This window comes from Arthrobacter sp. 05T444 (assembly GCF_056395905.1).
Window position 1 is genome coordinate 76,469 of sequence record NZ_JBFTKK010000011.1, and the last position, 18,718, is coordinate 95,186.

Below are 18,718 nucleotides of genomic sequence, written 5' to 3' on the forward strand. Positions count from 1 at the left end.
GGTTACCAGTCCTTCATGGAGCCGTCGAGTTCCCGGGCGATGGGCAGATACGCCTGTTTGTACGGGAAGCGCGCCGCGGCTTCTTCGTCCACCTGAACCCCCAGGCCGGGTTCGTCGCCGGGATGGAGGTAGCCGTCCTCGAAGCGGAAGCTGGACCGGAATACTTCCGAGACCAGGGGGTCGTAGCCCATGTATTCCTGGATCGCGAAGTTGCTGGTGGCCAGGCCCAGGTGCAGCGAAGCCGAAAGGTTGATCGGAGAGACATCCGAGGGACCATGCGGGGCACCCTTGATCTGGTAGACCTCCGCCAGGGCGAGGATCTTGCGGACGTGGGAGATGCCTCCGGCGTGGACGACGGCGGTGCGGATGAAGTCGATGAGCCGTTCGGTGATGAGCTGTTCACAGTCCCAGACAGTGTTGAACACCTCGCCGATGGCGAGCGGGATGGTGGTCTGCTGGCGCAGGGTCCGGAGCAGGCGCTGGTTTTCGGCCGGGGTCACGTCCTCGAGCCAGAACAGGTCCACATCTTCCAGCGACCTGGCCAGGCGGGCCGCCTCGGTGGGGTTGAGCCGGTGGTGGACATCGTGGAGCAGCTTCAGTTCCGGGCCAACGTGCTCGCGCACCGCGCCGAGGATCTTGGGTGCGTGGCGCAGGTAGGCGGAGGTGTCCCAGTCTTCCTCAACCGGTCCGGCGCCGCGGCCGGCCGGTTCATAGCCGGCGGCACCCTTGGTGACGCCGTAGACCTTGTCCAGGCCCGGAACGCCGGACTGGGCGCGGACTGCCCGGAAGCCCTGTTCGCGGCGCTGCTCCACGGAGTCGAGGAGCTCGGGAAGGTCCCAGCCGGTTGCGTGCGTGTAGGTGAGGATCTTGTCGCGGGCGGCACCGCCGAGCAGTTGGTAGACCGGGACATCCAGGGCTTTGCCCTTGATGTCCCACAGGGCCAGGTCGATGGCGCCGATGGCGGCCATCGTCACCGGCCCGCGCCGCCAGTAAGCGCCACGGTAAAAGTACTGCCACGTATCTTCGATGCGGTCGGCATCCCTGCCGAGGAGTGCGGGGGCGAGATGGTCGCGGAGGTAGCTGGCCACGGAGAGCTCGCGGCCGTTGAGGGTGGCGTCACCCCAGCCGACGATGCCATCGTCGGTGGTGATTTTCAGGGTGACGAAGTTGCGGCTGGGACTGGTGACAAGGACGTCGACGTCGACGATTTTTCGGGTCATCGGGAAATCACTACATTCTTCAGTGGCTGGTTCAGGGACAGGCGGGTGATGTTGTCGGCGATCTCACGGGCACGGCCGCGGAAGGTTTCCGCTGTGACGCCGGAGGCGTGCGGCGTCATGATGATGTTGTCGAGACGGCTGAACGGCATGGCGGAGGGTTCGCCGCGCCCGTCGGTGTCCGGGTATTGGTACCAGACGTCGACGGCGGCACCCGCGATCCGCCGGTCCTTCAGGGCATCGTAGAGCGCGGTTTCGTCGACCACGGGGCCGCGTGCGACATTGACGAGCTGCCCGTCCGGGCCGAGTTCATCGAGCTCGGCGGCGCCGATCAGAGAGGTCGTTTCGGCGGTCAGCGGGATACTGACGACGAGAATGTCGGACTCGCTGAGTGCTTCGTTGAGGCGGTCTGTGTTGCCTGCCCACCGCAGGGAGTCTTCCTGCGCGTTCACCGAACCGCTTCGGGTGATCGCAATACCTTCGGCGCCGAAGGCCCGGAGGAGGTTCCAGGCGGCACTACCGATGTGGCCGAATCCCAGGAAGGTCACCACCGCGCCCCGCAGCGTCTCTGGCTGCCGGATGTCCGGTGAGTAGACCGAGGAGGCCCAGAGTCCGGAACGGAGGGCAGCGTCCTGGCCGAGAAGGTTCCGGCGGAGGGCTACCAGGACGGCGGCGATGTGCTCGGCGATGGAGCCTTCATGGTGGAACGTGTTGGCGCAGACCACGCCGGCGGGCAGTGCATCTGCGTCGATGCCGTCGTATCCAGCGCCGGCGACGTGAACCAGGCGAAGGTTGCGGGCCTCGGCGCCCATGGCCTCGGTGAACTTGGGTCCGACGTAAACGTCCGCGTCTTTCAGGTCGGTCAGGACGGCGTGTTCATTCCAGCTGTCGTGCCAGGACGTGACTGTGCCTTGCGGCAGCGCGGCCTCAAAGGTGGCCCTCTGGGGCATCAGGTTGGGGTCGGCGATGACGATTCTCATGATTGTTTTCCTTGGAGCGCTTGGTCTGCGGTGCGTGCAGCGAAGGTGGAGCCGCGAACGATGAGCTGTGAATTGAGGTGGACCGCCTCGGTGGCCGTCGGCTTCCCGGCAATCTGTTCGAGGAGGAGTTCGAGTGCGAGGGAACCGCTGCGGTGAATGGGAACGCGGACAGATGTCAGGCCGGGTTCGGCGGCGGCGGCAATGTCGAGGTCATCGATGCCCACCACGCTGATGTCTTCGGGGCAGTGGTAGCCGAGTGTGCGGGCGCCGGCGAGCATGCCGATAGCGACGAGGTCGTTGTAGGCAATGACGGCGGTGGCGCTGCTGGCGACGACCGAAGCGGCGGCGGCCAGGCCGCCGTCGACCGTGGCGTTCTGGTTGCCCACAGTGACCAGCTCGACGCCCCACTCGGTGCAGAGGCGTGTGATGGCCGCCATGCGCTGTCCGTTCGCCCAGGAGGATGCGGGACCGGGAATGTAGGCGAGCTTGCGGTGCCCCAGCGCATAAAGGTGCTCCACTGCCTGGCGGAGGCCTTCGCCGGCTTCCATGAGCACCCGTGCCGCGTGGTCCGCTTCACCGTTGATCACCACGAGGGGTGCGTTGCCGGCCAGTTGGTGGATCTGGTCCGAGGGAAGCCTGGGCGAGCAGAGGATGATGCCGTCCACGCCGGCGGCGAACGACCCGAGGTGCTCACGCTCCCGGGCCGAGGACTCGGCGGTGTCGGCCAGTATCATGCGGTGCCGGCCGTGCCAGGCCTGGTCCTGTATGGACTTGATCAGCGCTGCGAACACTGCGTTGGAAATGTCCGGAACAATCACGCCGAAGGTCCGGGCGCCGGTGAGTCCCGGCACGTCGTACCCGAGTTGAACGGCGGCATCCACCACCTTTTGGCGTGTCTCGGCAGCAAGCCGGCTCGGGTCACCGAACGCCCGTGACGCTGTGGCCAGCGAGACTCCCGCCAGCTTTGCGACGTCCGTGAGTTTTGCCGACATCAGTCCTCCAGTTGCTTCATTGAAACTCTTGCTTCTCCAGTATGGAAAGAGTTGTACAAGTTTGTCAAGGGTTTTCCATGACGTGCACCACAATTGGCGCCGGCCACCGCTGAGGGGCCGGAAACGGGCGGTGCCAGGCCCGGCCATCGACGTGGACGACCGCAACGGGCGACGTTTCTGCGAGCCATTGACTCTCAGCGCCCGAGGCCTAGCATGGTGCGCATCAGGACCTTTCTTGGCGCGCGTCCGCATGTCGCCGCGCTTCCCGGGCAGCGCGGACTGCTCCCCGGGGACCTGTGTAAAAAGGAGAATTCATCATGCTCAAGGAACGTGACATCATCGCTGTCCTTCCCGCGAAGGACCTTGCCAGGGCGCAAGGTTTTTACCGGGATGTGCTTGGACTCGAGCCCTCGGAAGTGCTTGACGATGAGAACCTGATTTACCGCTGCGGGAACGGAACGTCCTTCCTGCTATATATGACTGACAACGCGGGCACCGCGAAGAACACGCAAATGGGGTGGGGTAGCGACAACATCGAGAAGGACGTTGACGATCTGCGCGCCCGCGGGGTTACCTTCGAGGACTACGATTTCCCGGGACTGAAGACCGAGAACGGCATCGCCACCACCACTGCGGGCAAAGCTGCCTGGTTCCTAGACAGCGAGGGCAACTTCCTCAATCTGTTCCAGCGGCTGTAGCCCCACTTCGAGTTGAGGGAGGACAAGCCTGACGCAGTCTGCTTTGACGCCATGACGATCAGCGGCGCCATGGCGGCTGAAAAACTAGGCGTACCAGCCGTCGCCATGATGCCCACGTACGCCACGAATGAGCATTTCTCCTTCAGGACTCTGATGCCTGCGGCACCGTCTCCCGAGATGGCAGAAGTCTGGAAGGCGATGGGCCACGCCATGGCGGAATTCGCCGCGGAACAGGGACTTTCAACTCCCCGCATGTTCGACGGCCCGCCGGCGCCGTTCAACATCGTTTTCATCCCCCGCGAGTTTCAGCCCATGGCGGAGACATTTGATGAACGGTTCACGTTCGTGGGCCCCAGCGTGAGCCGACGCGATGCGGAGGGTGAATGGACCCGCGACGGAACGAATCCCGTGTTGTTCATTTCGTTGGGAACCACCCCCTTGAACCGGCGGCCCGACTTCTTCCGGTCGTGTCTGGACGCCTTCGGCCACACCGACTGGGATGTGTCGATGGCCATCGGAGAGCAGACTGACCCCGCCTCGCTGGGAACGGTTCCCCCCAACGTCCGGCTACGGCCGTTCTTTCCGCAGCTCCTGGTCCTGCGCCAGGCGGATGTTTTCCTCACCCACGCGGGAATGAATTCGACCATGGAAGCACTCTATTTCGGCGTCCCCATGGTGGCCGTCCCGCAACAGCCTGAGCAGGAAGCCACAGCCCGCAGGCTCGAGGAACTTGGCCTGGGCTGGCGGCTGGCGCCGAGGACCTCGCTGCGGCGACGCTTCTCAGCGCGGTTTCAGAGGTCAGCGCCAGCAGCGAGATCCGCCGGAATGTGGCGGCAATGAGCTCGACCGTCCGCAACGCGGGAGGCGCCTCCTCCGCCGCCACCGCAATCGAATCCCACCTGCGGGACCGGATTGGACGCAATACGTAGCGGTATCCGGAACAGCGCCGAGGGCAGTGTTTGTGGGCACAATGGACGGATGACTTCTCCGCCCTTCCCCTTGGATCCTGCGCTCGCCCACGGGGTCTTCGACCTGGGCTCCATCGGGGCCGGTCTGGCCTTTGCGGACTCGCTCGGGGAGTTGGCCGGTGCCCTGCGTGCGGGAGGTGCAGCGGGAACCGCGGTGGTTCAGGCGCCGCCCGGCACAGGCAAAACCACGCTGGTTCCGCCGCTGCTGGCCAACCTCGCGGCCGGCCGTCCCTCTCGGGCGAATGGGGAGGCTGGTGCGAAGGTCCCGCGCGTCGTCGTCACCCAGCCACGGCGCGTCGCGGCGCGCTCGGCGGCACGGCGTCTTGCCGCTCTGGACGGCAGCCGGCTCGGCGACCGCGTCGGCTACACCGTCCGCGGCGAGCGTCAGACGGGACCCGGGACCCTGATCGAGTTTGTCACCCCAGGAATCCTGTTGCGGCGCCTGCTCACAGACCCGGGGCTGGAGGGAACGGACGCCGTGATCCTCGATGAGGTCCATGAACGCGGCCTGGAAACCGACCTCCTGCTCGGTATGCTCAGCGAGGTCCGCCAGCTGCGCGGCGACCTTCCACTGGTGGCCATGTCCGCCACCCTGGACGCGCCGCGGTTCGCCGCCCTGATCGGGTCCCCGCCAGGCGGTTCCGCACAGGCCGGCGCCACCCCGACAGGAGAGCCCGACGGCGGCGGCCCGGCTCCCGTCGTCGACTGTCCGTCCGCGCTGTACCCCCTCACTGTGGACTGGGCACCCGCGGCTGTGCCGCGGTTGGACACGAGGGGAGTGGCGCGCGCCTTCCTGGACCACGTGGCGGACATATCCGCGGCGTCGCATGCCGAAGCGCTCGCAGCCGACCCGGGCACTGACGCCCTGGTGTTCCTCCCCGGTGCATGGGAGGTGTCCTACGTTGCTGCCCGGCTGCGCGGCAGGGTGGCCGCTGAGGTGCTGGAACTTCACGGCCGGGCCAGTGCGGCCGAGCAGGACCGCGCCGTCTCCGGACGGGAACCGGGTGGCCCTCCGCGGATCATTGTCTCCACGGCGCTCGCCGAATCTTCCCTTACCGTTCCGGGAGTCCGGCTGGCCATTGATGCCGGACTGTCCCGCGAACCCCGGCGTGACTCCAACCGCGGCATGTCAGGACTGGTGACAGTGTCCTGTTCCCGCGCATCCGCAGACCAGCGCGCCGGGCGGGCGGCCCGCCAGGGACCCGGGCGGGTGGTCCGGTGCTACGACCAGAAGACCTACGGCGCCGCGCCGGCCCACCGGACCCCGGAGATCGCGGCGGCAGAGCTGACGGGTGCCGCACTGATCCTGGCGTGCTGGGGTTCCCCCGGCGGCCGGGGGCTGGCCCTGCCGGACGCCCCGCCGCGGGCTGCCATGGACGAGGCCGTCGAGGTGCTGCGGGAACTCGGCGCAGTGGGACCGGACGGCCACGCCACCGGGCTGGGCAAGCTCCTGGCCGGGATCCCCGCCGACCCTCGGCTGGCACGTGCCCTGCTCGACGGCGCCGCCGCCGTGGGCCACCGTACGGCGGCCGAGGCCGTCGCCGTCGTTTCCGGGGACCAGCGCGCCCCAGGCGCGGACCTCCACCGCCTACTGGCCATGGTGCGGACCGGAAGCGACCCGGCGGCGCGCCGGTGGGCTGAGGACGTCCGGCGGATGGAGGCAATCGCACGCCAGGAGACGGCCGGCGTCGTGCCCCCATCACTGCCCGCACCCGCAACCGCTGCGGAGGCCGTCGGTTTCGTCGTCGCCCTCGCGTTCCCGGACCGTGTCGCGCACCGCGTCCCCGGCACTGGGCCGGAGCGCTACCTGCTGACGTCCGGGACGAGGGCTGGGCTGCCGGCCGGCAGCCCCCTGACCGGGCATGAGTGGCTGGCCGTCGCCGAGGTGTCCCGCGCTGACGGGCGCGACGCGGCGGGGACCGGCGCCGTCATCCGCTCCGCGGCGCCGCTCACGGCCGACACCGCCGAGGCCGCCGCCCTGCACCTCCTCAGCGAAAACGTGGAGGCACAGTTCAGCCAGGGCAAGGTCACTGCCCGGCGGGAACGCCGGCTGGGTGCGATCGTGCTTTCCTCCACGCCGGTGCGGCCGTCAGCGGAGGAGGGGCGCACCGCGGTTGCCCGCGCCCTGGAGCATGAGGGCCTCGGCACCATCGGATGGTCGACGGCGGCTGACACCCTGCGCCGACGCCTCGCCCTGCTGCACCGGGAACTGGGCGCCCCCTGGCCGGACGTCTCCGAGCAGGCTTTGCTGGCCGGGCTGGACACCTGGCTCCGGCCCGAGCTGGAGGCCCTGGCCGGCGGAGCCTCGACGAACCGGATCGACCTGGCCGATCCGCTGCGGCGCCTGCTGCCCTGGCCCGACGCCGCCAGGCTGGCCGAACTGGCGCCTGAGACGCTCGAAGTGCCCAGCGGTTCGCGGGTGAAAATCGACTACCCGGAGATGGGCGACGACGGCGGCCGGCCGGTGGTGGCGGTCAAGCTCCAGGAATGCTTCGGCTGGGATCAGACGCCGCGGCTGGCCGGCGGGAGGGTTCCGGTGCTGTTCCACCTGCTGTCGCCGGCCAGGCGCCCGTTGGCTGTGACGGATGACCTGGCCTCCTTCTGGTCCGGGCCCTACGCCCAGGTCCGGTCGGAGATGCGGGGCCGTTATCCGAAGCATCCCTGGCCGGAGGACCCGTGGACAGCGCCGGCGACGGCAAGGACCAAAGGCAGGAGCTGACGGCGGCCCGCGGCGGGGCAAGCCGCCCCGGGAGATTCGCCGGGACGTTCGCCGGAACGGCCATTGTCGGAGCCCCGGGCCGGGCATACGCTGGGATAACAAGCGGTGGCTTCCGCCGCTTTGAAAGGGCGCTGAATGGACGCCAATTCCATCACGGACACTTTCCACCGGCCCCTGCGGGACCTGCGGATCTCCGTCACGGACCGGTGCAATTTCCGTTGCGTCTACTGCATGCCCAGGGAAATTTTCGGCAGGGACTATGTTTTTATGCCCAGGGAACAGTTGCTGACGTTTGAGGAAATCACCCGGCTGGCGTCGATCGCCGTCGCACACGGGGTGCTGAAGATCCGGTTGACCGGCGGGGAGCCCCTGTTGCGGAAGGACATTGAAGGGCTGGTACGGATGCTGGCCCGGCTGCGGACCCCCGACGGGCGGGTCCCGGACCTGGCCATGACGACCAACGGCACGGTTCTGGCCCAGAAGGCGCAGATCCTCAAGGACGCCGGCCTGAAACGGGTGACAGTGTCCCTGGACTCCGTCCGGGAGGAGACGTTCCAGGCCATGAACGACGTCGGCTATTCCGTGGCGAAGGTCCTGCACGCGGTGGAGGTCGCCCAAGCGGCAGGACTTGGCCCGGTGAAAATCAACATGGTGGTGAAGCGGGGGAAGAATGACCAGGACATCGTTGCGATGGCCAGCCACTTCAAGGGGACCGGGCTCATCCTCCGGTTCATTGAGTACATGGACGTGGGCGCCTCCAACGGCTGGAAAATGGATGAGGTGGTGCCGTCGGCCGAGGTCCTGGCCCGCATCGGCGCGGTCTTCCCGCTGGAGCCCGCGGCGCCGAACTATCCCGGTGAGACGTCGGAGCGGTGGCGTTACCGGGACGGCAGCGGCGAGATCGGCGTCATCTCCAGTGTGACGCAGGCCTTTTGCCGCGGCTGTACGCGTGCCCGGCTCTCCGCCGACGGCAAGCTGTTCACCTGCCTGTTTGCCACCGCCGGCACCGACCTGCGGGCACTCCTGCGCGCAGGCTCCTCCGACGCCGAGCTGTCCGGGGCGCTGTCGGCGCTGTGGGGCGGCCGTGCGGACCGTTACTCGGCGCAGCGCAGCGCGGACACCCCCGAAGGCACTGTCACTCGCGAAGGCACTGTCACGCCCGAAGCTACTGTGGCGGCCCACAAGATTGAGATGTCGTACATCGGCGGATAACGCCCCGATAGATTCCGGATACAACCCGGAAACGTGGTGTCGTAGCCACGAAACATTGCGCAGCTACGCTGATGCGTGTTGGGACACCGTGGTCTCAGCGACGTATGAAAGGACACAACTATGTTGCTTTGGAGCAGCCTGACGCTCTTTCTCGATTCCCGCCGGAACGACGACGATTCCTCTTCCGGTGGCGGCAAGGCCAGCAGTGATTTCCCCCGCGGCCAACTGACGTCCACCGCCTGGGAAGGATGGTGGCACGACGACGTCGCGTCCTGACGCCGGCGGAAGCCGGCAGGGCTGACCGGAGATCCTCCTCGCCGGCCGGCAATATCTCGCTGCTCGCGTCCCGGGCCGCACGCTCTCCGCCCTCTTGCTCAAACGCCGTCCCAGGGTGTCGAATCTCTAACAAGGGTCGGCTGCGGACCGACGACTACGACGCCAGGAGACGGTCATGTCGGTGAAAGGCACAAATGGCCGGGGCAAGAGCCCCGGCCGCGGCAGTTCGGATCTCCGGCGTGCCGATGCGTCCGCGGGGGCGCCGGCCGATGCGCCGGAGAAGGTCCGCAACGTGGCACTCGTGGGCCACTCGGGCGCTGGAAAGACCATGCTCGTCGAGTCCCTGCTGGCAGCCACCGGCGTCATATCCCGGATGGGCTCGATCGAGGACGGCAACACGGTCAGCGATGCGGAGCCCTCTGAAATCCACCAGCAGCGCTCGGTTGTGCTCTCAGTGGCGCCACTGGTGTTCGACGGCGTCAAGGTGAACCTGCTCGACACGCCCGGGTACGGCGATTTCACCGGGGAGCTCCGAGCCGGACTGCGCGCCGCCGATGCTGCGCTCTTCGTGGTGTCGGCCTCGGACGGAATCGATGCGGCGACCACGGCGCTGTGGGCCGAGTGCGACCAGGTCGGAATGCCGCGGGCAGTGGTCATCAGCCGGCTAGACCATCCGCGGGCAAATTTCGAAGCGACCGTCGCCGCCTGCCAGCGTGCCTTCGGCGACTCGGTGGTCCCGGCGTACCTTCCCCTGGGCACAGGGACCACGGGCACCGGTCTGCTGGGAATGCTCTCCGGCACCGTTTCGGAGTACACCGCCGGCGAACCGGTCCCGGCCGTGAGGGACGCCACCGCTGAGGAGCTGGCCGCGTCGGAGACCGCCCGCGGGGCGCTGATAGAGGGGATCATCTCGGAGAGCGAGGACGAGTCGCTGATGGACCGCTATCTCGGCGGCGAGCAGATCGACGTCGACGTCCTGGTGGGCGACCTCGAGACCGCCGTTGCCCGGGGGTCCTTCTTTCCCGTACTCGCCACGTCGGCGGAGACGGGACTGGGCATAACGGAACTCCTGGAGACGCTGACCCGTGCGTTCCCGTCGCCGGCAGAGCGTGACCTGCTCGCGGTGACGGATCTCGCCGGCATTCCCGCCGGGCCGCTGGCGTGTGATCCTGCCGGGCCGCTGGCCGGCGAGGTGGTGCGCACCACCATCGACCCCTTCCTGGGGCGGGTCTGCCTGGTGCGCGTGTTCTCCGGCACGCTGCGGGAGGACTCGGCGGTGCACGTCGGGGGACGCGGGTTGTCAGAGCGGGGCCACGAGGACCATGACAGCGACGAACGCCTCACGCACCTGTACTCGCCGGCCGGAGCCAGCCTGAAGCCCGTGCCCTACTGCGTAGCCGGAGATATCTGCGCCATCGCAAAGTTGGCGAACGCCGAGACGGGCGACACCGTCTCAGCCAAGGACCATCCGCTGCTGGTGAAGTCGTGGAACATGCCTGAGCCGCTGATGCCTGTCGCCGTTGAAGCGGCCACGCGCAGTGACGAAGACGCTCTCGCCAAGAGCCTCGGGAAGGTTGCCGCCGGCGATCCGACCCTGAGGGTGGAACGCAATTCCGAAACCCACCAGCTGATCCTGTGGTGCATGGGGGAAGCCCACGGCGAGGTGGTGCTTGACCGGCTGCGCGACCAGGGCGTGAAATTGCAGACCGTCCCGGTGGTGACGCCCCTGCGCGAAACGTTCGTCGCACGCGCGGCCGGCCATGGACGCCATGTCAAGCAATCCGGCGGTCATGGGCAGTACGCGATTTGCGACATCGAAGTGGAGCCCCTTGAGCGCGGCGCAGGGTTTGAGTTTGTCGACAAGACCGTGGGCGGGGTGGTTCCCGGGCAATATATCCCGTCCGTTGAGAAGGGCGTCCGTGCCCAGATGCAGCGAGGCGTGTCGGCCGGTTTCCCGGTGGTCGACATCAGGGTGACGCTCATCGGGGGCAAGGCACACAGTGTGGACTCGTCGGATGCTGCGTTCCAGTCCGCCGGCGCGCTGGCCCTGCGTGAGGCCGCCGCCGCAGGACGGATCCAGCTGCTCGAGCCTGTCTCGTCGGTGACCATCAGTACCCCCGACGAGTTCGTCGGGCCGGTGATGAGTGATCTGTCCTCCCGCCGCGGGCGGCTGACAGGAACGACGTCGGCAGGCGGGGAACGCACGGAAGTCACCGCAGAGGTGCCGGACGGCGAGCTGCTGCGTTACGCCGTCCAGTTGCGCGCGATCACAGCAGGAACCGGCCGCTTCCGGCGCAGCTACCTGCGGCACGAGCCGGTGCCGGCGAGCGCGACGTCGGCCGCCGCGAACGCGTGATGCCCGGGTCAGCCGTTGGCGCGCATGAAGGCCGCGACAGTGGAAGCCAGCGAGGCGCCGACGTCTTCTGCGCTGCGCTTCTTGCCGGCCACAGCGAAGGAGTGGTCGCCGCCCTCGCACCATTCCAGGATCGCGGCCTGGCCGATGCGGGCAACCACACCCTCGAGTAGCTCGGCCGTCGCGAAGGTGTCCCGCGTGCCCTGCAGGAACAGCATGGGCAGTTCCAGGCCGTAGAGGTGCTCATCGCGCAGTTTCTCCGGTTTGCCCGGCGGATGCAGCGGGTAACCGAGATACACGAGCCCCGTGGCCCGCATCCCGTCGGCCACAGCCATCGAGGCCATGCGGCCGCCGAAGGACTTGCCCGCCGCCCACACCGGCTCCCCGTTGGATGCGGCCGCCCTGGCCGCATCCATGGCCGCCCGCCATGCGGCGATGGCCACCGGCGGACGGTCGGGGAACTTCCTGCCTGCCTCACGGTAGGGGAAGTTGAAGCGTAAGGTGGCGACGCCGTCGTCGTTCAGGGCGCGCGTGAAGCCCTGCAGGAACGGATGTTCCATGCCCGCCCCAGCACCGTGGGCCACCACAAGCGTTGAGAAGGGGTTCTCGGGCCGGGCATAAACGCCGGAAACCTGGACGTCGCCCACAGTGAGGGTGAGGGGGGATTCGGCAACAGGCATGAGTCCATCATGCCGGATCGCCGCCGAAACACGCCTGCTCAGCCGGCCGGCACCACCCTGAGCCAGACGTAATCCTGCGGGCGAAGTACAAATCCCTGATCGATGCGGACAGGAGCGTCCGCAAGGACGTCCACTGCCTCAGCCTCAAAGCCGGACAGGGTTTCCGCCGAAATCACCTGCGGCTGGTCACTGAAGTTGGCCAGGGCAAGGATCCGCGTCCCTTCACCCGGCCGCTGGTAGCCCAGCACCCCCGGGTTGTTGGTGGCGAAGGGAATGAGACGGGTCCCTGCCAATTCAGGGGCGCTGCCGCGGACGGCTATCATCCGCCGCAGCCCGGCAAAGATGGCACCTTCGGGAGTGGACGGTTCGGTGCGGTGCGCGTAGCGCTCGGCGGGAAACTGCGGCCGGTGCACCCAGCGGCTATCCGCTTCGTGGCCGTCCTCGAGCGCATACTGGTCGTCATTGAGTTGGCCCACCTCGTCACCGAGATACAGCAGGGGGATGCCGCCGGTGCTGAACGCGACCGAATGGGCGAGCAGGATCCTGCGGATCGCTTCGGCCGAACCGTCCTCCAGCCCGCACAGGGAGGCCGTGGTCCCGGAGATGCGGCAGTCACCCGTGCGCGGGTTGTCCTGGAAGGGCACACCCCGGGCGAAGCTGCCCGGGAATCGGTTGACGTAGAACGAATTCAGGAAGCGTCGGTGGTCGAAGCCGTTGATGCCCAGCTCGGCCGCATCCTCATCGGCAAACGTCCAGCCGATATCGTCGTGGCTGCGGACGTAATTAACCCAGGAGGTTCCGGGCGGCATGTTGTGCCGGCGCTCCAGCGCCTGCGCCAACAGGGAAACGTCGCGGGTGGCCAGCGCCTCCCAGATGAGCGCCATTTGCAGGGGGTTATAGGAGAGCTGGCACTCGGCCGCATCGATGTACAGCGCCACCTCGTCCGGGTGCACGATGGCCTCGGACTTGAAGAGCAGTGACGGGGCGGCGATCCGGCAGACGGCGTTGAAGGCCTGCAACAGCGTGTGGGCCTCCGGCAGGTTCTCGCACGGAGTTCCGAGCTGCTTCCAGACGAACGCCACGGCATCCATCCGCAGGATATCCACGCCCTGATTGGCCAGAAAGAGCATCTCCGCGGCCATGGCCCGGAAGACTTCCGGGTTGGAGTAGTTCAGATCCCACTGGAAGCTGTGGAACGTCGCCCACACCCACCGGCCGTCAGGCAGCTGCACGAAAGAGCCTTGATGGTCTTCCGGGAAGATCTCCCGCACGTGCTGCTCGAAGGCGTCAGGCATGGTCCGTTCGGGGAACATCCAGTAGTAGCCGCTGTAGCGCGGATCGCCTTGGGCTGCCTTGCGGGCCCATTCGTGCTCATTGGAGGTGTGGTTGAAAATGAAGTCGACCACCAGGCTGATGCCGTTCGCGCGGAGATGGGCGGCCAGGTCGCGCAGCTGGTCCATGGTGCCGAGCCTGGGGTTGACCTCCCGGTAGCTGGACACGGCGTATCCGCCGTCGGACAGCGGTTCGGGCGCCAGGAACAGCGGCATCAGGTGCAGGTATGTCAGGCCGAGTTCCTTGAAATAGGGGATCCGTGCGCGGACGCCGTCCAGGTCGGCGGCGTACCGGTCCACATAGCAGACGCCGCCAAGCATGCGGTTGGACTGGAACCAGTCGCTGCTGCCCTCCCGCTCGGTGTCGAGGACCTTCAGGTCTGCCGGCCTTGCCTTCCATGAGCGGGCAGTCTCGATGACCAGGGAAGTCAGCTGGTCCTGAAAGTCCGGCCGTGAGCCGTAGAGCGAGTGGAACAGCCTGGACAGATCTGGGAAATGGCGGTCGAAGCGCCGCTCGAAGTCCGCCCAGTCCGGGTCGCCGGGCCGGATTCCGGCTTGCCCGGCGACGACGCTCAGCATATGCCGGCCCGATATCTGGTCCAGACTATCGGATTCAACCATAGAGAGGTCCCCTTCGACTATTCCCGGCCCCCGACGGCGCCCCAATCAGTTCACATCCTTACAGATGCGCCCGCGGCTGCCCAGAGAGAAGGCACGTGTTTCTTCCCTGGGCCCGCCAAGGTGCTGACGCAGCGGGTCACGCGGGGTAGGTTGTCCCCATGGCCAGCGAACAGACCATCCTTACCGTTGACGGACCGAACGGGTCCCGGGACATGCGGATCTCGAGTCCCAGCAGAGTCCTGTGGCCGGAGTTGGGACTGACGAAACTCGACCTCGCCCGCTACATCGTGGACGTCGGGGAGGCCTTCATCGCGGCAAACGGTGACCGGCCGGTGTCACTCCAGCGGTTTTCGGAGAACGTCGACGGCGAGCAGTTCTTCTCCAAGAATCCTCCCAAGGGGACCCCGGACTTCATCCGGTCCGTCAAGGTGATCTATCCGAGCGCGCGCTCGCATCCCCAGCTGGTACTGGACGAACCCGCGGCCGCGGTGTGGGCGGTGCAGATGAACACCGTCGTCTTCCACCCGTGGCCGTCCCGTGCGGAAAACTCGGACAACCCGGACCAGCTGCGCATCGACCTTGACCCCCAGCCCGGCACCGACTTTGACGATGCCGTCCCCGCCGCCCTGGCGCTGAGGGACGTGCTGTCGGAGGTGGGCCTGACCGCCTTCATCAAGACGTCGGGCAACCGCGGCCTGCATGTCTATGCCCCCATCGAGCCGACTCGCGAATTCCAGGACGTGCGCCACGCCGTCATTGCTGCGGCAAGGGAGCTCGAGCGGCGGATGCCGGAGAAGGTCACCACGAACTGGTGGAAGGAAGAGCGCGGCGAACGGGTTTTCCTGGACTTCAACCAGGCCAACCGCGACCGCACCATCGCCGGGGCGTACAGTCCCCGCGCGCTCCCGCACGCCCCTGTTTCCTGTCCGATCACCTGGGACGAACTGGAGAGCGTCAATCCCAAGGACTTCACTATCCTCACGGTGCCGGAACGGCTGAAAACCGTGGGGGATCCCTGGGCGGACATGAACGCGAAGCCCGGGACCATCGACGACCTGCTGGCGTGGTGGGATCGGGACCTCAAGAACGGACTGGGCGAGCTGCCCTTTCCGCCGGACTACCCGAAGATGCCCGGCGAGCCGCCGCGCGTCCAGCCGAGCCGGGCCAAGAAGCCGGAGTAAGCCCGCAAGCCGCATGGGCGGCAGCGGGCGCCGGCGCGCACCGTCCGCGCGGTCAGGCGATCGGGTGTCCTACTCGAAGCGCGAGGGATCGCCGGTTCCCCGGCGCACCACCTCGGCCACGCCGCTCGAGAAGTCGACGACGGTGGTCGGCTCCGCGCCGCAGTCGCCGGAGTCGACCACGGCGTCCACCACGTGATCGAGCCGCTCCTTGATTTCCCAGCCCTGCGTCAGCGGATCCTCCTCGTCCGGCAGCAGCAGCGTGCTGGACAGCAGCGGTTCCCCCAGCTCGGCCAGGAGGGCCTGCACAAAGTTGTGGTCCGGAATGCGCACGCCCACGGTCTTTTTCTTCGGGTGCAGCAACCTGCGGGGCACCTCCTTCGTGGCGGGCAGGATAAAGGTGTAGCTGCCCGGCGTGACAGATTTGATGCTGCGGAACACGTCATTGCCGATGTTCACGAACTGACCCAGCTGTGCGAAGTCCCGGCAGACCAGCGTGAAGTGGTGCTTGCTGTCGAGCTGGCGGATGGTGCGGATCCTGTCCAGCGCCTCTTTGTTGCCCAGCTGCGCCCCGAGGGCGTAGCACGAGTCTGTGGGATAGGCGATCAGGCCGCCCGAATGAAGGAGATCCACGATCTGGGAAATTGCGCGCGGCTGTGGGTCCTCGGGGTGAACATCAAAGTATCTCGCCATGCCAAGAGCCTACGGCCCGCACGAGGTTCACGCACTCATCCCATCTGCGCCCAGGAAACAGCCGCTGGCGCACGCCTATTGATCCCGCCCGCACGGGCGCTTCAACGACGCCGGCCAAGTGAAAGAATGGCGGCATGGCACGGGAACGGATTGTCATTGGCCTGGCCGGCGGCGATGAGGGGGAGACCCTGATCCGCCGCGCCGCCAGGATCCTCGACGGAGCACAGGGCGGAGAGCTGCTTGCTGTGCACATCCGCTCTTCCGACGACGTCACGGGCGAGTCGCCCCGGGCCCTTGAATCCCAGCGCCGGATGGCGATTGAGCTCGGTGGCAGCTACCACACGGTCGCCGCATCCGACCCCGCCCGGGCCCTCCTCGATTTCGCCGCCAACGCCGGCGCCACCCGGGTGGTCATCGGGCAGTCGCGCCGCCGGCGGATGGCAGGGTTCCTGCGGGGTGCCAGCGTGGATACGCGGGTGGTGCGTGGCGCCGGCGACATCGACGTCCAGGTCGTTTCCCGCCCCCTCGCTGGACGTCCCGGCAACCGTGCACGGCAATGGGAGCTCGGCCGCGTGCGGGTCGGCATCGGATTTGGGCTGGCGGCCACTGTTCCGGTTGTTGTGCAGTCGCTGCTCGCCATGGCTGACCACAGTGTGGCTACCGCCGCGCTGCTTCAGCTGGCGGGCGCCGTGGCGGTCGCGCTGGTCGGCGGGCTGTGGCCCGCCGTCGCCGGAGCGCTCTGGAGCAGCCTGCTGGTCAATTATTTCTCCACGCCGCCGCTGGGCGACCTCGCCATCAGCGACCCCCAGGACCTGCTGTCCCTGGGCGTGTTCGTCGGAGTATCCGTGGCGGTGGCAGGCGTGGTGGACAGGTCGGCCCGGCGCTCCAAGGAGGCTGCGCGGGCCCGTGCAGAGGCGACAACGCTCGGCGATCTCGCCCTTGGCGCCTCCCGTTCGGAGGACACCGTCAACGGCCTGCTGACGCAGGCACTGGATGTGTTTGGTGCCAGAGGTGCCGGAGTGTTCGCCGTCGACGGTGGAGCAACCGGTGCCACAGGAGTCCCGGACGCCGCCGGCCACGCCCCGCCGCCGGGGGACGCCGGGGGTGACAAGCTGCGGCTGCTCGCGAGCGCCGGCGAGTTGACGGAACGGGAGCGCGGCGGCGCCGATTTCGCCGGCAACACGGTGGAAAAGCTCGACGGCGGAACCTGGCTCGTGCTGTTCGGCCGGACCGTGCCGGCCGCCGAAAGCCGGCTGCTGGGTGCGTTCGCGGTCCACGTGATGGCCCAGCTTGAACGCCAGCAACTGGCAGCCAGCCGCCTCGAGGTTGTGCGGCTGGCCGAAGGGAACACCATGCGCACAGCGATTCTGCGGGCTGTGTCCCATGACCTCCGGACGCCGCTGGCCGGGATTAAGCTCGCGGTGGGCGGCCTCCTCCAAACGGCAGTGACGTACAGCCCGGGGGAGGAAAAGGAACTGTTGGAAACCATCGATGAATGCACGGACCGGCTCGATGTCCTGGTGGGAAACCTCCTGGACATGTCAAGGATCACGGCCGACTCGGTACGGCCGCTGCTCAGGCCCGTCCGGTGGTCCGAAGTGGTTCCTCCGGCCCTCCGGGGACTTCCCGACGGCGCAGTGCGGGTGGAACTTGCGGCCAACATGCCGGCTGTTGATGCTGATCCGGGATTGCTGGAACGCGTCATCGCCAACATTGCCGAGAACGCAGTCAAGTACGCGCCCGGTTCGGACGTCGTTGTCAGCGGGGTGCCAGGAGGCCTGAGCCTGTCCGACCTTGAAGGACGTCCCGCGGGCGAGCTCCGAATCATCGATCACGGAAGCGGCGTGCCTGCCCGGAATGTGGTGGATATGTTCAGGCCGTTCCAGCGGCTGGATGACGTGCCGCAGACCACCGGCGTGGGCCTTGGCCTCGCCGTTGCCAAGGGATTCGTTACCGCGATGGGAGGCGAACTTTCTGCCACCGAAACCCCCGGCGGGGGCCTGACCATGGTTCTCCGGCTTCCCCTGTCTGCCGGCCCCGTGGGCGGGACCGGCGGGGCCGGGTTCCCGGATTCGGCGGCCGGCAGCGGCGCGGACTACCCCAGGGAGGCGGCCCTGTGACCGGAGTACTGGTGGTGGACGATGACCAGCATCTGCTGAAGGCCCTTCGGATAACCCTGCAAGCCCACGGGTACAGCGTGGACACTGCTGCCGACGGCAGGTCGGCCTTGCTGGCGGCGTCACAGCACCCGCCGGCCCTCGTGGTCCTGGATCTCGGTCTGCCGGACATGGACGGAGCTGAGGTGCTCCGGGAGCTCCGCCGCTGGAGCGCCGCGCCTGTCCTGGTGCTCTCGGCGCGGCACGGTTCCGCCGACAAAGTGGAAGCCCTCGACGCGGGGGCAGATGACTACATCACCAAGCCGTTCGGCCTTGAGGAACTCCTGGCCCGGCTGCGCGCCCTGCGGCGACGGGCTCCCGGGCCGGAGGCCGAACCCAAGGTGACGACGGCCGAGTTCACCGTGGACCTGGGGCAGCGGCTCGTCACACGGAACGGACAGCCCGTGCGGCTCACTCCGACCGAATGGAGCATCCTTGAACTGCTTGTCCGCAACCCGGGGAAGCTCATTACGCAGCAGCAGATCCTGGCGACAGTCTGGGGACCTGCCTACGAGAAGGAAGCCAACTACCTGCGGGTGTACATCGCGCAGCTCCGGCGCAAGCTCGAGGTAGACACCGGTAACCCGCGGCATCTGCTGACCGAAGCGGGCATCGGCTACCGGTTCCGGCCCTGAGCCCAGCGA

Annotated in this window: 15 protein-coding genes; 9 read left to right on the forward strand and 6 right to left on the reverse strand. The window is 67.5% G+C overall.

From position 1 onward, the window contains the following. Positions 1-2: 2 nt before the first annotated feature. From manD to AC1DD3_RS12435, 3 genes are read right to left on the reverse strand one after another with little or no spacing between them, the layout of a single operon-like run. A complete protein-coding gene (manD, locus tag AC1DD3_RS12425; RefSeq protein ID WP_230117253.1) occupies positions 3-1,220 on the reverse strand; it encodes a D-mannonate dehydratase ManD in 1,218 nt (405 codons plus the stop codon). Beyond that, positions 1,217-2,197: a 2-hydroxyacid dehydrogenase gene (locus AC1DD3_RS12430; RefSeq protein WP_230117252.1), complete on the reverse strand. Its 981-nt coding sequence runs from the start codon at positions 2,195-2,197 to the stop codon at positions 1,217-1,219. Before AC1DD3_RS12430 ends, manD begins: the two co-directional genes overlap by 4 nt. After that, positions 2,194-3,189 carry a LacI family DNA-binding transcriptional regulator gene (locus tag AC1DD3_RS12435; RefSeq protein ID WP_230117251.1) on the reverse strand — a complete coding sequence of 332 codons (996 nt, stop codon included), beginning with the start codon at positions 3,187-3,189 and terminating at the stop codon, positions 2,194-2,196. The genes AC1DD3_RS12430 and AC1DD3_RS12435 overlap by 4 nt, the downstream gene beginning before the upstream one ends. 317 nt (positions 3,190-3,506) lie before the next feature. On the opposite strand from AC1DD3_RS12435, the gene AC1DD3_RS12440 reads away from it, so the two are divergent. The 6 genes from AC1DD3_RS12440 (at position 3,507) to AC1DD3_RS12465 (ending at position 11,418) form a co-directional block, all read left to right on the forward strand. After that, a complete protein-coding gene (locus tag AC1DD3_RS12440; RefSeq protein ID WP_230117250.1) occupies positions 3,507-3,887 on the forward strand; it encodes a VOC family protein in 381 nt (126 codons plus the stop codon). 51 nt (positions 3,888-3,938) lie between these two features. Further along, positions 3,939-4,727, forward strand: a complete 789-nt coding sequence (locus tag AC1DD3_RS12445) for a nucleotide disphospho-sugar-binding domain-containing protein (RefSeq protein WP_476881810.1) — start codon at positions 3,939-3,941, stop codon at positions 4,725-4,727. Positions 4,728-4,865: 138 nt separating this feature from the next. Next, positions 4,866-7,574 (forward strand): ATP-dependent RNA helicase, encoded by a 2,709-nt coding sequence (locus tag AC1DD3_RS12450; protein ID WP_476881811.1) that lies wholly within the window; start codon positions 4,866-4,868, stop codon positions 7,572-7,574. A 135-nt stretch (positions 7,575-7,709) separates the two neighbouring features. Further along, on the forward strand, positions 7,710-8,786 hold the full coding sequence (moaA, locus tag AC1DD3_RS12455; protein WP_476881812.1) for a GTP 3',8-cyclase MoaA: 1,077 nt from the start codon (positions 7,710-7,712) through the stop codon (positions 8,784-8,786). 120 nt (positions 8,787-8,906) lie between these two features. After that, positions 8,907-9,062 carry a hypothetical protein gene (locus tag AC1DD3_RS12460; protein WP_230117246.1) on the forward strand — a complete coding sequence of 52 codons (156 nt, stop codon included), beginning with the start codon at positions 8,907-8,909 and terminating at the stop codon, positions 9,060-9,062. A gap of 175 nt (positions 9,063-9,237) precedes the next feature. Then, on the forward strand, positions 9,238-11,418 hold the full coding sequence (locus tag AC1DD3_RS12465; protein ID WP_476881813.1) for an elongation factor G-like protein EF-G2: 2,181 nt from the start codon (positions 9,238-9,240) through the stop codon (positions 11,416-11,418). Between the two features lie 8 nt (positions 11,419-11,426). On the opposite strand, the gene AC1DD3_RS12470 is transcribed toward AC1DD3_RS12465, so the two are convergent. Together AC1DD3_RS12470 and AC1DD3_RS12475 are read right to left on the reverse strand one after the other, a co-directional pair. Continuing rightward, positions 11,427-12,095, reverse strand: coding sequence for an alpha/beta hydrolase family protein (locus AC1DD3_RS12470; protein ID WP_476881814.1), 669 nt, complete (start codon positions 12,093-12,095; stop codon positions 11,427-11,429). A gap of 38 nt (positions 12,096-12,133) precedes the next feature. After that, on the reverse strand, positions 12,134-14,005 hold the full coding sequence (locus AC1DD3_RS12475; RefSeq protein ID WP_476881834.1) for an amylosucrase: 1,872 nt from the start codon (positions 14,003-14,005) through the stop codon (positions 12,134-12,136). Between the two features lie 200 nt (positions 14,006-14,205). On the opposite strand from AC1DD3_RS12475, the gene ligD reads away from it, so the two are divergent. Beyond that, entirely contained in the window at positions 14,206-15,228 is a 1,023-nt protein-coding gene (ligD, locus tag AC1DD3_RS12480) for a non-homologous end-joining DNA ligase (protein WP_476881815.1), read from the forward strand. Between the two features lie 69 nt (positions 15,229-15,297). Here ligD and AC1DD3_RS12485 read toward each other — a convergent pair whose 3' ends face one another. Continuing rightward, a complete protein-coding gene (locus AC1DD3_RS12485) occupies positions 15,298-15,918 on the reverse strand; it encodes an L-threonylcarbamoyladenylate synthase (protein ID WP_056626995.1) in 621 nt (206 codons plus the stop codon). Positions 15,919-16,052: 134 nt separating this feature from the next. Here AC1DD3_RS12485 and AC1DD3_RS12490 point away from each other — a divergent pair, with 134 nt between their 5' ends. Together AC1DD3_RS12490 and AC1DD3_RS12495 are read left to right on the forward strand one after the other, a co-directional pair. Next, the gene (locus AC1DD3_RS12490) at positions 16,053-18,038 is read left to right on the forward strand and encodes a DUF4118 domain-containing protein (RefSeq protein WP_230117241.1); all 1,986 of its coding nucleotides are present in this window, start codon (positions 16,053-16,055) and stop codon (positions 18,036-18,038) included. Further along, positions 18,035-18,709 (forward strand): response regulator, encoded by a 675-nt coding sequence (locus tag AC1DD3_RS12495; protein WP_230117240.1) that lies wholly within the window; start codon positions 18,035-18,037, stop codon positions 18,707-18,709. The genes AC1DD3_RS12490 and AC1DD3_RS12495 overlap by 4 nt, the downstream gene beginning before the upstream one ends. Positions 18,710-18,718: the final 9 nt, after the last annotated feature.

What these genes read in the sequence shown, in the direction of transcription:
- manD (WP_230117253.1), bottom strand. Translation starts at nt 1,220, where the DNA reads ATGACCCGAAAAATCGTCGACGTCGACGTCCTTGTCACCAGTCCCAGC.
- AC1DD3_RS12430 (WP_230117252.1), bottom strand. Translation starts at nt 2,197, where the DNA reads ATGAGAATCGTCATCGCCGACCCCAACCTGATGCCCCAGAGGGCCACC.
- AC1DD3_RS12435 (WP_230117251.1), bottom strand. Translation starts at nt 3,189, where the DNA reads ATGTCGGCAAAACTCACGGACGTCGCAAAGCTGGCGGGAGTCTCGCTG.
- AC1DD3_RS12440 (WP_230117250.1), top strand. Translation starts at nt 3,507, where the DNA reads ATGCTCAAGGAACGTGACATCATCGCTGTCCTTCCCGCGAAGGACCTT.
- AC1DD3_RS12445 (WP_476881810.1), top strand. Translation starts at nt 3,939, where the DNA reads ATGACGATCAGCGGCGCCATGGCGGCTGAAAAACTAGGCGTACCAGCC.
- AC1DD3_RS12450 (WP_476881811.1), top strand. Translation starts at nt 4,866, where the DNA reads ATGACTTCTCCGCCCTTCCCCTTGGATCCTGCGCTCGCCCACGGGGTC.
- moaA (WP_476881812.1), top strand. Translation starts at nt 7,710, where the DNA reads ATGGACGCCAATTCCATCACGGACACTTTCCACCGGCCCCTGCGGGAC.
- AC1DD3_RS12460 (WP_230117246.1), top strand. Translation starts at nt 8,907, where the DNA reads ATGTTGCTTTGGAGCAGCCTGACGCTCTTTCTCGATTCCCGCCGGAAC.
- AC1DD3_RS12465 (WP_476881813.1), top strand. Translation starts at nt 9,238, where the DNA reads ATGTCGGTGAAAGGCACAAATGGCCGGGGCAAGAGCCCCGGCCGCGGC.
- AC1DD3_RS12470 (WP_476881814.1), bottom strand. Translation starts at nt 12,095, where the DNA reads ATGCCTGTTGCCGAATCCCCCCTCACCCTCACTGTGGGCGACGTCCAG.
- AC1DD3_RS12475 (WP_476881834.1), bottom strand. Translation starts at nt 14,005, where the DNA reads ATGCTGAGCGTCGTCGCCGGGCAAGCCGGAATCCGGCCCGGCGACCCG.
- ligD (WP_476881815.1), top strand. Translation starts at nt 14,206, where the DNA reads ATGGCCAGCGAACAGACCATCCTTACCGTTGACGGACCGAACGGGTCC.
- AC1DD3_RS12485 (WP_056626995.1), bottom strand. Translation starts at nt 15,918, where the DNA reads ATGGCGAGATACTTTGATGTTCACCCCGAGGACCCACAGCCGCGCGCA.
- AC1DD3_RS12490 (WP_230117241.1), top strand. Translation starts at nt 16,053, where the DNA reads ATGGCACGGGAACGGATTGTCATTGGCCTGGCCGGCGGCGATGAGGGG.